This window comes from Paenibacillus marinisediminis, assembly GCF_054343325.1.
Genome location: NZ_JBTGUH010000001.1, coordinates 970926 through 985037, shown reverse-complemented (window position 1 = coordinate 985037; position 14112 = coordinate 970926). Strand labels below are relative to the sequence as shown.

Sequence of the window (14112 nt, the reverse complement as noted above, 5' to 3'; positions counted from 1 at the left end):
TATATTATATGATATGTCATTTTATAGGGGGACGTGGAATGGAGAACTCGCGATATGTGCCTGAACATCCCGCTAATTATGTCCGACGGACTATTATTCCCTCTAAAATATATCGGAAATAAATGTTTCTTTCCCTAAAAATACTGGTCAGGTAGATGAAGGTTCATAGTGTTGAATGAAAGCAACTGTCGAAAGTTAAGTCTCATACATCCCAAATGTGCAGGTGTCTTCTATGGAGGTGAACGTGGTGAATTCTTATATTCCAAATTTTTTAACTATTAAAGCATGGCAAATCGAGGATTGGGCTGATAGTCGGATTGATGCTCGTAACCATCTTCCCGTGTTACTACGGAAGTTGATTTATTCGACTTGTAACGATCTCCGACAAGTAGACTTTCCTGGATATGATAATGCGCAGCGAAAAGGTTCCGACGGCTTCGTCCAGGCTGGTGTCGCTACACCATGGACCCCTGAGGGAAACTCTTATTGGGAATTCGGGACTGATCAGAGACCAGCTGCAAAAGCCGAGGGTGATTATGCAGCGCGTTTGATCTCCGTCGATCCCGTTGTACGAGCAGAAAGCACGTTTGTCTTTGTCACACCTCGTAATTGGCCTGCTAAGACTGAATGGGAGAAACGGATGAACGAGATTGGTGATTGGAAGGCTGTTAGAGCTCTCGATGCAAGTGATCTAGAACAGTGGTTAGATCAGTCAGTTCCAGCACAGATATGGCTTTCAGAACATCTTAATCTTACAGTGAGCGGGTATGAAACACTAGAACAGGCATGGAGTCGCTGGTCGAATGCTAGTGAGCCCCGTCTTACACCAGATATTTTTGCATCTTCGATCGTTGAATACCGTGATAAATTCAAGGATTGGCTGAATAAGCCGAGTAGTAAGTCATTTGTAATAGTGGCTGACTCGCACGATGAGGCGCTTGCATTTTTAGCATGTTTGTTCGATGATATGGAACTTTGTCAATTCAAAGACCTAACGGCTGTCTTTACATCACCCAATGTTCTCAGGTCACTCGTTACCTCATTGGTGCAATTCATTCCGATAGTTTATTCAGAAGATGTAGAACGTGAACTCATCGATGCACATCGTCGGCTTCACTGTATTATTTATCGCCCTCGTAATGCGTTTACGGTCGACAATGAAGTAGATATAAAGCTCGACCTTCTTAGTCATGAATCATTTAATACAGCGCTTACCTCTATGGGGATCGAAAAAGGCGAAATTGATAGATTTGCAAGAGAGTCTGGTCGCTCTCGTACGATACTGCGTCGCCGTCTCTCTCAGAACTCAGCCATCAGATTGCCTATATGGGCAAGTGACGACAGAGCAAGAGCTCTAGTGCCGATGGTGTTGATCGGCGCCTGGCACGTAGCGTCAGACGCTGATCGCAAGATAGTCTCCGATGTGGCAAATCGAAACTATGAGATGATTGAAGAAGATATTACAGGCTTGCTTCGACTCGATGATAGCCCAGTGTGGTCAGTTGGACAATATCGTGGTGTGGCTTCGAAGATTGATGCACTGTTTGCAACTGCTAGTTTTGTGACTCAAGTGGACCTTGATCGTTTCTTTGCTGCCGCTGAATATGTTCTATCTGAAACTGATCCAGCTCTCGAACTACCTGAAAATCACAGATGGGCAGCTGCGCTCTACGACAAGTCACGCAATCATTCTAGTGAGTTGCGAACGGGTATTTGCGAGACCCTTGTCATATTGTCGGTACACGGGAACAACTTGTTTCTGAGTCGTCTTGGCATTGATTTCGAAAGTCGGGTTACATTGTTAATTAGAAAACTTCTTACACCGTTTTCAATCGAAAAGTTACTTTCCCATGGCCGTGATTTACCATACTACGCAGAGGCTGCGCCCGATGAATTTCTAAAGATTATTGAAGATGATTTACAAAAAGATACTCCCAAAGTTTTCGATCTTCTCAAGCCAGTTGATAGTAGCAGGTTCGGTGGACCATCCCGATCGGGTCTTCTTTGGGCATTGGAATGTATATCATGGAAACCTAAAAACCTCGCGCGCGTATCAGTGATACTTGCTAATCTTTCTCAGTTTGAAATAGTCGATAATTGGGCAAACAAGCCAATTGCCAGCCTTCAAGCTATCTTTAGATCTTGGATGCCGCAGACGGCAGCCTCTTTGGAGCAGAGGATTAAGGTGCTGGATATGATCGCTAAGCGTTTCCCAGTTATCGGATGGGAGATTTGTATTGAGCAAATTAAGCCAGGCTCTCGAATAGGTGATTATAGTTATAGACCTAATTGGCGTGGTGATGCCTCAGGCGCAGGGCAGGTTGTCTTGCGTAAGGAAATGTATGACTTTAATCGAAAGGCTCTTGAACTGTTGGTTGCTTGGCCTTCTCATAATGAAAAAACTCTTGGAGATCTGGTTAAGTGTCTTCAGGGCATGCCTGAGGAGAATCAAATTCATATCTGGGATCTGATTGATGAATGGTCAAAGAAAGCTTCTGAGTCATCTAGAGCAGAGTTGCGTGAGGTTATCCGTCAATTTGCTTTATCGCGGCGAAGTCGTCACAATAAATTGGGGAAAGGGATTCGAGATCGTGCTCGTGAAGCCTACGATTATCTACAGCCTCAAGATTTTGTCACTCGGCATGGTTGGCTATTCGCTAATCATTGGGTGGAGGAATCAATTGATGAACTCGAAGAGGAGGATTACGACTATCTGGAGAGTGAAGCGCGGGTCGATAAGCTACGATACGATGCGATGATTGAAATTTGGGCCGGGCGTGGTTTCGAGGGGATTAAACAATTGATCGAAAATAGCGATGCAGCTAGTGTTATTGGTCGTTACACAGCATTATGCTTGCAGTGCGAAAAGTATCGAGTAGATTTCATTCGTCAATGTCTCTTAATTGATGAAGGCATTCGAAATAAATTTGAGTGGTGTTTGCAGGGTTTCCTTTCTTCGGTAGAGGATGACACCCGAGCTGAATTATTGCAGGCAGCGGCTGAAGAGTTGTGTTCTGAAGAACGTATACGCTTGTTTGCGTGTGCGCCTTTCCAAGAATCCAGTTGGCGTCTTCTAAATAATTATGGCAAGGGTATTAGAACTGAGTATTGGAAAAGTGTATTTCCTTCCTTAGGCAGGTACGCACCTACTGAACTTACAGAGCTAATCGAATGCCTTTTGGAAGCAAAGCGTCCCCGTGCTGCTTTTTATGTAGCCCGCATGCAATTCATAGATATTGAGACATCCATTCTCAAGCGGTTATTGCACGATGTTGTCTCAGTTGAAAATGAACCTGCTGACCACTATAAGCTTGATAGCTACCATATCTCCAAGGCTTTAGATGCGCTAGATAGAAGACCAGATGTTACTCGTTATGAGATGGCTCAATTGGAGTTTCTTTTCATTGAGGTGCTAGATGACAGCGACCACGGAATTCCTAATCTTGAACGTCAATTAGCGGAGTCACCTGTTTTATTTGTACAAGCTGTGGCTCTTGCTTACAAGCGGAGAGGTGAAGGAGAAGATCCAGAAGAATGGAAGATCGAGGATCCTGAACGTCGGGCGGCAGTTGCATCAGCAGCTCATTGCTTTCTAGACCAGGTAGAAAAAATTCCAGGGACAGACGAAAATGGGCGAATTGATACAACAGTACTTACTGAATGGCTCACCGAGGTTCGTCGTTTATTAAGCGAATGTGCTCGTGCTGAGGTTGGCGATCAATGTCTTGGTCAGTTACTTGCTAAGGCTCCTGAGGGTGATAATGGCATATGGCCGTGCGAAGAGGTCTGTGAGGCAATGGAAAGGATAGCTTCTTCAGAAATAGGAAAGGGATTCTGTATAGGTGTTTATAATTCACGTGGTGCGCATTGGCGTGATGTAGGTGGTAAACAGGAGCGTGAACTTGCTGCGAAATACCATGCCATGGCTGAGCAGGTGAACTTTGAATATCCATATGTAGGGGGAGTTCTGGAAGACATAGCTGAGTTTTATGAACGTGATGCAATACGGAATGATTCTGAAGACGAGATCTCGAAGAGGCTTGGTAATTGAGGGTATGATTCACTACCTCATGATGGAGACAACCACTAGTCTACTACTGGAAGACCCTAGCACACTAGTCTCGGTCTGGTTTGAGTAAGTTTTCGTGCAACTAGAGTGATGTACCCTACTTAATTAGAGCACGGATTTACAAGCGTACTAACCATAATAGATTTGGGGTGAGACATACTCGTCAAGAAACCCTTAGTCGTAATGGAGGAATAGACTATTTACTAATCTTTCCTTTTGATTTGAGGCTTTAAGTTCGATGTCCTTTATCTTACGCTCGTTCTTTGAAGTGGATATGTATGGTCATGGTTTAAAGAAGCATCCGTTACGTTTAGAGCAAAACTGAACGAGCAGTCATTGGAACTGACGTATATTGAAATGCGACAGACTGAGTATAAGCTAAATGTTTATGCGTACGGATTATGAAAAGCCCCCCTCTTTCTGCGGTGGAAGAGGGGGACTTGCTGTTTCAGACAACGTAGAAAGCTCGAAAGTTTAAAAGATATAACAGCGTACAGGAACATAATGAATCTGGTGCTCACATTTTGCTCACGGAATTATTAAACTGATCGATAAAAGATAGTACTTATCGAACGTTTGCTCTTACACTAGTGGACTAAAAAGCACTAGTCGGACTCAAAAATATAGAACATACGGTCTGTATGAAATGGGCGGCATGATGTAAGACTGACAAGGCATTTCAGCCTGTCAGCTTTACCCAGCCAGACAAACTAGCTTCTTAAATTGAGGTTGTTTTGACCTTGATTTAAGAAGCAGTCACAGTTATAAATAATAAATGTTGCAATGACCACTTCCTAATAATTTTATTGGGGAGTGGTTTTTTGTGTTACTAAAGTTTGCATTTAAGGATTTTCTTGATGACCGCAAGTTTAAGAATACTACAAAGAAGAATGTTCGAAATTATCAAACTCTTCTGGGTGAATTTATTAATTATTGCACTGAAAATGAGGTAGTAAATGTTGAGGACATTTCACAAGGTCATGTGAGAGATTATTTGATGTTTTGTCAGGACAAAGGGAATCAAGCTGGCACTATTAATACTAAACTGTTGAGAATAAGAGCATTTTTAAATTACATGGTAGAGTGTGAAGTCATCAAGAATAATCCAGCTCAGATAACTTTGAGTGGCACGATCAACAGTTCTACAATGAACAATTCTAATATTGTTGGTGGTACGTTGACGATTGGGTCTGGAAGCAACATTTTTAAAGCTGACAGCAATGGTATTTACTTAGGTAGTTCATACTTTGGTACTGCACCATTTCACGTTACTCAGCGAGGCAACTTGAAGGCAAACAACGCTACACTTACTAACGCTAATATTAGCGGTAATATCACTATGACAGGCGGTAGCATTAGTTGGTCGAATGTGACTAAACCCAGCTACACAGCAGCAGTGGTTGGGGCAGTATACAATAACCAGACAGCAGTGTTCAACACATTGACGAACAATGGAACAAGCCAAGTGCTTTACTTGAGCAATGGCAATCTTTATATAAATGTTTTTATATTAAATCTGGATTGATTAGTGCATCGTTTATTGATACGACCAATTTGTCTGCTCAGAAAGTATACCAGAAAGATTATCCAGGGAACTATGCTGTCATTGGCGGACAGCATGGTGATTTACAGTTTTTTATCAGGGTAATAACTATTTTGCTGTTTACAATGATATTGATAGTGTGACCTTTAAACATAGAGGAAGAGACCATTCAAGGTTTTCTAGTTATACAGGAAAAAGTCATCCGCTTGGAGATTGGAATTTTAGTGGAGCGACTGTTTCAGGTCTTAATACAGTTGCTATCTTTGGATAGCTTATACGTACAATTAGGTTATGGGGTAGCATAAATGGCTACCTCATTTTCTTATTTTGTTAATTTACTATAAATTACTGTCAAGATTTGAAGGAACATGGTAGCATTTAACTATATTGATTTTTAGAAATAGGTTTAAAGAATTAGATGTAGTTAAGGGAAAGGTGAATTTACGCTATGGATATAGACTTCATGAAATATCTCCCTTTAGTAGCGGCTATTCTATCAGCTAGTCTTGGTTATATGTTTGGTATTAGAACAAAAAAGAATGATAGATTGTTTCATTTTACACAGGAAAATCTTAAAGAAGTATTTAGTCCCATGTACCATGAGATGAAAAAGATAATTTCAGATACAGTAACACCTAAAGATAGGGAATTGATGCTGGATACATTCTTTAAAAGATATGCCAGTACAGATACTTCTATATATAAGCTAGGGAGCTTAGAGTTATTGGATACATTTTATGAGTTGAGCAACAAGTATGAGCAATTTAAACAATCTCGTGATGAAGGATTATGGAAAGATATTTGGTGGGAGTTTGAGAATAACCTCTTTTATAAAGTAAAAGAAGGATTTAGAAACTCAACAAATTTATTATATCGTGATTTTAATTGGCAACAGTATATTCAAACTAAACCATACTGGTTGAAATTTTACTTCGAATCGATGAAGTTTTTGTACGAGACTGTAAAGGGGATAAATGTAATCTCTGCACTACTGGTTTATTTTTCTGGTTGTTTCAAGTTGCTAGGTCTAGGACTTTTCCCAAATGACTTTTGGCTTGTTAGTTTGATGATTCTTGGCATAGGCTTATTGGCTAGTCTAATTTTGATTATGCCTAACATACAGTACATTACTTTAACATCCAATTCAAAAGATAGTTTCTCAAGGAAAGTAATGAAAAAGCGATTTCCAAAGATTCTCGCAAAGTGGGACAGGCTTTTTATTAAGAAGGATTATGATACAGTGCCTATAATGTATGAGAAAAAGTCATTTGAAGAGAGATAATTATGAACATCAATTTAAACTGATAGTTAGAAGAGATGATGTACAAAATTAATGTCGAGGTGGACTAAAAATGAATCAGAGAATTATCGAGAATCCTAAAGTATTTATATCCTACAGTTGGACAACTCCTGAACATGAGGTGTGGGTTGTAGAATTAGGTACCAGATTGAGAGAAGATGGAATTGATGTAATTCTAGACAAGTGGGATTTGAAAGAGGGGCAAGATACAACCTTCTTTATGGAGAGTATGAGAGCAGCGGATAAAGTTTTGATAATATGTGAGCAAGGTTACAAAGAAAAAGCAAATGGTCGAAAGGGTGGTGTTGGAACAGAGACTCAGATAATAACGCCAGAAATATACGGGAATGTAGGACAAGAAAAATACATACCAATTGTGGCAGAGAGAGACGAAATGGGGCAGCATTACATCCCAACGTTCATGGAATCTAGACTTTACATTGACTTATCATCATTTGATAGTTTTGAAGAGAGTTATGAAAAGCTTTTACGTAACATATATCAAGCACCTCTACATAACAAACCAGCGTTGGGAAAGGCTCCTGCATACTTGTTCCAATCTGAAGCAAGCCATAGTAAGACAGCGTCTATTTTGAGACAAATGAAGTCAAATGTTGATAAATACCCGAAAAGATTGAAGCATCTATGGGGGAGTTTTGTTGATAACTATATGGAATCACTAAAAGATTTTACAATTGAAACAGTTGATAATCCAAATGAAATTGATGAAATCGTTCTAGAAAAGCTCTCAAGTATGCTTACTTTGCGTAACGATTACATCGAAGGGTTAGAACTGATGATATTAACAGATTCTTTAGAGGTAGATAATATTATAGATTTTTTTGAGAAGATATACTGTTTTACTGAGTTCCAAGGGAACAGTTCATATTACGAAGATCAGTGCGATCACTACAAATTCTTGGTTACTGAATTGTTTATGTATACTACACTAATCTTGCTAAGAACTAAAAAGTATAACCTATTATCACGGCTAACTAATGCTGAATTTGTAATTAATTCTAAGAGGAATCATAATGTTCTAGACAGTTTTGCTATGTTTAAGTTCTACCCCGATTCTCTTGAAAAAAGAAATCGAAGATTAGGATTACGTAAATATAGCTTGTACGCAGATATTTTAGTACAAAGAGCAGATGCAAAATATAAACAAGAGTTAATTGAATCAGATATTGTGTTATACAACATATCAAAATTTCTCACGAATGAAGAGGTGTGGGGAGGAATATGGTTTCCTTCTACATATATCTATGCAAGAGAGTTTGGCAGTACTATTAAACTCTTCCATAGATTAAAGTCGAGTAGCCATTTTGAAGAAATAAAGGTTCTATTTAATAATCCTGAGAAAGATGCTTTCAAAAGTAGGATTGCTGAAATGTCAGTAGATAGAGGATATTCAGGTAGTTTGCATGGTGTTCCATTAATTAGAACGTATGTAAAGCCAGAAGAAGTTTGTTCAAAACCATAAATTTTAGTGGTATAGGAATTGAATCAAATCCGAATTTTTCGGAGTTGCAGGAGCGGAGAGCGTCTGATATATTAGATGCTCTCCAGTGCTGGTCTGAGGCACTCAGTGGGGAATCAAGAGAGGAATATGGTTTTAGGGCTAAAATGAATGCTAAGTGCGGTTTGAGAGTAATACAGTAGGGAGACATAATGAAGAAGTATATTGTATTATTGTTATTCGGCATTGTTTTTTTGATTTTAGCCTGTGCAAACACGAAACAGGAAAACTATATGAAAGCTTTGGATATGATTGAAAAGAAAGAATGGAATCAAGTGCTAAATCAATTAAAAAATTTATCTGGTTATGAGGATGCTAATGTTTTAGAGATTTTTGTGTTAGCGAATATAGCGTACAATAATCAAGACTCATTTGAAAATAACGAGTAGCATGGTAAGGTGAAATTATGAAATGAATCAAGATTAATTTGATTTGAATAGAGGACGGAAAATTTATGAGGAAAATGTATACTCGATATGGAGTTGATATAACAGTAGATGGTTTGATATGTACAAAAGATTATGATGTTCATCAACCAGAAGAACTATATTATTTGTTAATTGGTTTAGACCTACAAGACTTTAAAAGCTATTTAGATGATATGAAACTAAGTGTTGAGAAAATTAAGAATGAAATGCTTAAAAAAGATTTACAAGTGTTTAATTTATTGTTATCGGATAACTATGAGTATGCAAACCGCATTGATTTGAGATATCCGAATTTATTAAAAAACTCAGTATTCATTAGTTTATATAGTCTTTTAGAAGATACGCTTTTCAGGTTCTTTGAAACTTGTAAGTCTCGATTGAAAAAAGATGTTGAGTTAAAAAATGGAAATAAAAAGAAGGCAATAATAACTAAGTATTTTGAAGGTATTGAAGAAGCCTTGAATTATAAGATTCCTAATAACTTTTCAGAGAAATTTTCTGATTATCGAATAATAAGGAATTGTATTGCCCACAAAAGGGGATATGTTACTTGGCTTGGAGTACCAGATAGAAAAGTGTTGAATGCGATAGATCAATTATTTGATAAAGGCATAAGTTTATCTGAAAATAAAAAAGGAATTATTTTGGATGATAATGCATGCTATATTTTTATAGATGAGATAGAAAATATATTTAAGATATTAAGTGAAGTTTTAATACAAGAAGAACTTAGAATAGGCATGAACAAGGGTGAAAAGTCATAGAAGCGTTGATACGATTGTGTTTCTTGATTTTATATTGTGTTTATTGTGGAATGCTAATTAGCCGTACTGAATAGATGAATCCTCTTTTTGCAAGAGGCCCATGCAATTGCGCATGGGCCTTGTTTATTCTCAAACATTTAATTTCCTATAATCGCTTGGGGTTATACCCGTACTATTCTTAAATATACGATAAAAATACGAGCTGCTAGTAAAGCCTGTTTTTTCAGCAATATCAACAATGGTGGAGTCAGTAGTCTTCAGCAGCTCTTTGGCTTTATTCAACCGCATTTCGCTAATGATATCAGGAAGAGCATTGGTAGTTAATTGTTTATATAACCGGCTCAAATAAATGGGAGACATGGAGAACTCCTCTGCAATTGAATTTAAGCACAGGTTGGAATCGCTATAATCTCGCTCAATAATTTCATGTATTTTTCTAATGAGATCTTCTTGTTTGGTGCTTCGCTTCTCTTCGAGCTTTTGACTAATCTCTTCAAATATCTTGAAATATGGAGTGTTGATTTCTTCCATTGTTTCAACATGATTCGGCAGTAAGAACGTTGTATCGAATTCGGGTAATGTTAAGATTGCATTGTTCTTTTTTAATGCTCGCAATACGTTATTAACGGTAAGGGCTAAATGCGATATGACAAGTTGAACAACGGTAAAAGAATATTCTGATATTTCACCTACGATATCGATATAAATGCTGCGGGCCTTCTCCACATTTCCTGACATCAAGGATTCAATGAACTGTTTTTCCTTGTGAACGGGGAACACATACTCCTTGGATTTTAAACGCATAATGTCATCCGAAAAGAGGATGCTGCCGTGTCCCTTGAATAATCGATGGTAAGAAGCCTCAAGTACTTGCTTGTAAACTGAAATGCATTGCTCGATTGATTCCATCACAGGACTAAATGTAAATGAGACGGATAATTTTAAATGTTTGCTGATTGACAATTGCATATTCTTTGCCATCTCAATCAGTGAATCCTGTTCCATGTTATAAAGCGGATCATGGAAGTTGAGCATAAGTAAAAGACTGTCATCCCCCATATCAATGGCTTCGATTTGAAAGATCGGCGAGGCAATTTCCGTGCAAACATTCATTATGCCGTATTTGAGCAATTTGATATCATCTTTGTATTTCTCGAGAACGAAGGGGAACTCATCAATCCTTATCAAAGCAATCCGTGATTTACTATTAACCATAAGCCCTGAATTGAAGTGTTGTAATTTTTGTTGCAATACCTCAGCATTATTCGTTTCTCTCCCCAAGATCGTATTTCTCAGGAAATCCTGCTTGAGAATATGTAGATGATTACGTCTTTCTGTTTCCAGATCCTTAAATTTGCGTATGACTTTGTCAATCGGGCGATATACACGATGGGATAATGTTAACGAAAACAACAAGCCTAAGAAAAGAAGAGCAAGACAGATAATGAGTGTCCGATACCTCATTTGACTTATTTCCTGAGTAATATCGTTATAAGGGGTAATGCGAACATATCTCCAACCTAATGGGTCGGGAGAAGTGTACGTTATTAAAGATTTAACTTCATCTACGGTGTCTACAAAAAAGGTAGAGTGTGAAGGATCCTGAATAATCTTCTGTATATAGGGTTTATCGGACATGTCCGTTAGCATCGCTTGCTTGTCATTACCGGAGTACAATATTCCATCCTGATTAATGATAAACGTGTTATTCTCCAATACCTCTTTCTCCGATTGATCCATTCGCAGACCTAACCATGATGCTGAGATATTGACAACGACCGCGGCATTTAAATCGTTATTATCATCAATGATGCTGTAACACAAGTAAGTGTAGCTTGACACAGGAATGGTCTCAACCGAACCGATGTTATAAGTTCTGGGAATCGGCTGGAAGGGGAGATGTTCTTTGAAATTCTTAAAAAGGTCTAGAATTCCATCATCATCAAGTTCGGACTTCGGTTGAAGTCCGTTTCGTGCATTATTGGAACTAATATAGAACTGATTGGATTTCGCATTATATACATAAATGGATTCAATGAATGGCAAAGATGCGCGATAGTTATCCAGCTGCTGCTGCGCAAAAATGACGTCATAGATATTCAAGTTCGGATAATACAACAATTTGGATACCGCAGAGTCACGGTAAATCTGGGACGATAGTGAGGTAACAGTCTCTGTCATATTAGATAATTCTGCTTTAATTTGATCCAGACTATTTGAATCGGAACGATAAACTTGTTTAAGTGCGATGCTTTCGAAGTTCATATATAGAATAGTTGAAGTTATCAGGAGTGTAGTAATAACACATGCGATTAAGCCAAACAGAATTCGGACATACACTTTTTTGTGCTCTCTAGTCCACTGCTTCAACATGTTTGAAACCCCTTTCATGAATGATTTGAGTATACCCGATCAGTTGTGTCCTTTCAATTCAATTTGTGCTTTAATAATCCAAAACAGGTTAAATGTAGGAAATATTCACGAAAGTACGTAAAGTTCACATGCTGAAAGTACCTAGATTACAGCTATGTGCGACATTGTACAGTATCTTATCGAATCAGCTGCCTCTATGATTTGGATGTAATGATCCACAGTGATTCTATTCAGGAGGTGGTCAGATTTGCTTAAGAAGAAAGGCTTTTTATACGAATTAAATAAAAATAAAATCATGTTTTTGATGATAGCACCGACACTGCTTTTTTTCTTAATTAATTCTTATTTTCCAATGGTCGGCATCTATTACGCATTCACAAGCTATGATTTTGCTGGTGGGCTATTCGGCAGTCCTTTTGTCGGGCTGGACAATTTTAAATTTCTAACTCAATCTGGAATTCTGTGGAGGCTGACAATCAATACGATTGGTTATAATTTGGTGTTTATTGTATTAGGCAATGCAGTCGCGATCTTTGCAGCGATCCTGCTTAGCGAGACTAGAGGGAAGCTATTCAAAAAACTTACTCAATCCATTATGTTTCTGCCGTATTTTGTTTCCTTCGTACTGATCAGTGTACTGGCTTATAACATGTTTAATTTTGAATCAGGCTTCGTGAATCAGGTTCTGAAATCGATCGGAGTGGATCCCGTAGACGTTTACAATACCCCATGGCTCTGGCCAATTCTGATTACGGGCTTTTATATTTGGAAGAATCTAGGTTATTCGATGGTCATTTATCTGGCTACCATTACGGGAATCAGTGATGAGTATTACGAAGCCGCCAAAATTGACGGTGCGAATATATTTCAGCGGACCTGGCATATTACCATACCGATGCTGAAGCCAACGTTTATCATTCTGCTCCTATTTGCGCTCGGAAGCATTATGAAGGGCCAATTCGATCTGTTCTATCAACTTGTCGGGAACAACGGAACGCTCTTCAATGTGACGGATATTGTCGATACTTACGTTTATCGTTCCTTGAAAATTAACTTTGATATTGGCATGGCAACCGCTGCAGGATTGTATCAGTCTTTCTTTGGATTTGCATTGATTATGACTGTGAATTCTATCATCAAAAAAATTAATGAGGATTATGCATTGTTTTAACTTTAGGAAGGAGGGATTACATTGGTTGACAACATTCTGAGTACTAAAGTTTTTCGTTTCTCTTCTTATCTGATTATTACGATTTTTGCGGCGATTTGTCTGTTTCCTTTCCTTCTGATCATTTCAGGGTCATTAACGGCCAATGAATCTATTATTCGGGACGGATATCACTTGATTCCGAAAGTATTCTCGCTGGAAGGTTATCAAATGGTATTTATGTTTCCAAGTCAACTCATCAAGGCTTATGGCGTAACCATTTTCGTGACCGTCGTTGGAACTCTGCTTGGTCTGTTTCTCATTACGATGGCAGGTTATGTTCTGCAGAGGAAAGATTTCAAGTATCGCAATAAATTGTCCTTTTTCATTTATTTCACAACGCTGTTTGGAGGAGGACTCGTGCCCTGGTACATCATGCTGACCACATACTTTCAGCTGACAGACACGTATGCCGTACTGATCTTACCTGGTCTTATGACGCCTTTTCTCATAATATTAATGAAAAACTTTATCAAATCTGCGATTCCCGAAGAATTAATCGAATCAGCTAAAATCGATGGTGCGAACGACTTTAAGATTTACTACAGTATCGTGTTGAAGCTTGCTATGCCTGGTATAGCTACTGTCGGTCTGTTCCTTGCTCTGTCGTACTGGAACGACTGGTTCATGTCTTCCTTGTTCATTAATGACTCTAGCATGTTTCAGCTTCAATACTACTTGTACAACACGATTAATACCATGATGTTCGTTTCTCAAATGGCCTCTGGAACTGGGGTAACTCTAGGGCGCGAAATTCCGACAGAATCAACTAAGATGGCGATGGCGATCGTCGTTACAGGACCCATTATTTTCCTATATCCGTTCGTGCAGCGATATTTTGTGAAGGGATTAACGATTGGTGCGGTGAAGGGTTAGTACCGAAAGCAAACGCAAGAAACTCGTATGCGA

At 38.6% G+C, this 14112-nt stretch carries 9 protein-coding genes; 8 read left to right on the top strand and 1 reads right to left on the bottom strand.

All coding sequences use genetic code 11. The features are described from left to right. Positions 1-247 precede the first annotated feature (247 nt). The 6 genes from ACXX53_RS04660 (at position 248) to ACXX53_RS04635 (ending at position 9623) form a co-directional block, all read left to right on the top strand. The gene (locus tag ACXX53_RS04660; RefSeq protein WP_458567410.1) at positions 248-4051 is read left to right on the top strand and encodes a hypothetical protein; all 3804 of its coding nucleotides are present in this window, start codon (positions 248-250) and stop codon (positions 4049-4051) included. Between the two features lie 841 nt (positions 4052-4892). Beyond that, positions 4893-5594: a phage integrase SAM-like domain-containing protein gene (locus tag ACXX53_RS04655; RefSeq protein WP_458567409.1), complete on the top strand. Its 702-nt coding sequence runs from the start codon at positions 4893-4895 to the stop codon at positions 5592-5594. A gap of 466 nt (positions 5595-6060) precedes the next feature. Then, on the top strand, positions 6061-6894 hold the full coding sequence (locus tag ACXX53_RS04650) for a hypothetical protein (RefSeq protein WP_458567408.1): 834 nt from the start codon (positions 6061-6063) through the stop codon (positions 6892-6894). 70 nt (positions 6895-6964) lie between these two features. Next, positions 6965-8395: an SEFIR domain-containing protein gene (locus ACXX53_RS04645; protein ID WP_458567407.1), complete on the top strand. Its 1431-nt coding sequence runs from the start codon at positions 6965-6967 to the stop codon at positions 8393-8395. Between the two features lie 188 nt (positions 8396-8583). Further along, complete coding sequence (locus tag ACXX53_RS04640; RefSeq protein WP_458567406.1) at positions 8584-8820, top strand: hypothetical protein; 237 nt, start codon at positions 8584-8586, stop codon at positions 8818-8820. Between the two features lie 65 nt (positions 8821-8885). Beyond that, positions 8886-9623, top strand: coding sequence for a hypothetical protein (locus ACXX53_RS04635; protein WP_458567405.1), 738 nt, complete (start codon positions 8886-8888; stop codon positions 9621-9623). Positions 9624-9752: 129 nt separating this feature from the next. On the opposite strand, the gene ACXX53_RS04630 is transcribed toward ACXX53_RS04635, so the two are convergent. Beyond that, on the bottom strand, positions 9753-11996 hold the full coding sequence (locus ACXX53_RS04630; protein WP_458567404.1) for an AraC family transcriptional regulator: 2244 nt from the start codon (positions 11994-11996) through the stop codon (positions 9753-9755). Positions 11997-12291: 295 nt separating this feature from the next. On the opposite strand from ACXX53_RS04630, the gene ACXX53_RS04625 reads away from it, so the two are divergent. Both ACXX53_RS04625 and ACXX53_RS04620 read left to right on the top strand, forming a co-directional pair. Next, positions 12292-13167: an ABC transporter permease gene (locus ACXX53_RS04625; protein WP_458567681.1), complete on the top strand. Its 876-nt coding sequence runs from the start codon at positions 12292-12294 to the stop codon at positions 13165-13167. A gap of 36 nt (positions 13168-13203) precedes the next feature. After that, complete coding sequence (locus ACXX53_RS04620) at positions 13204-14079, top strand: carbohydrate ABC transporter permease (protein ID WP_458567680.1); 876 nt, start codon at positions 13204-13206, stop codon at positions 14077-14079. The last annotated feature ends 33 nt before the right edge of the window (positions 14080-14112 follow it).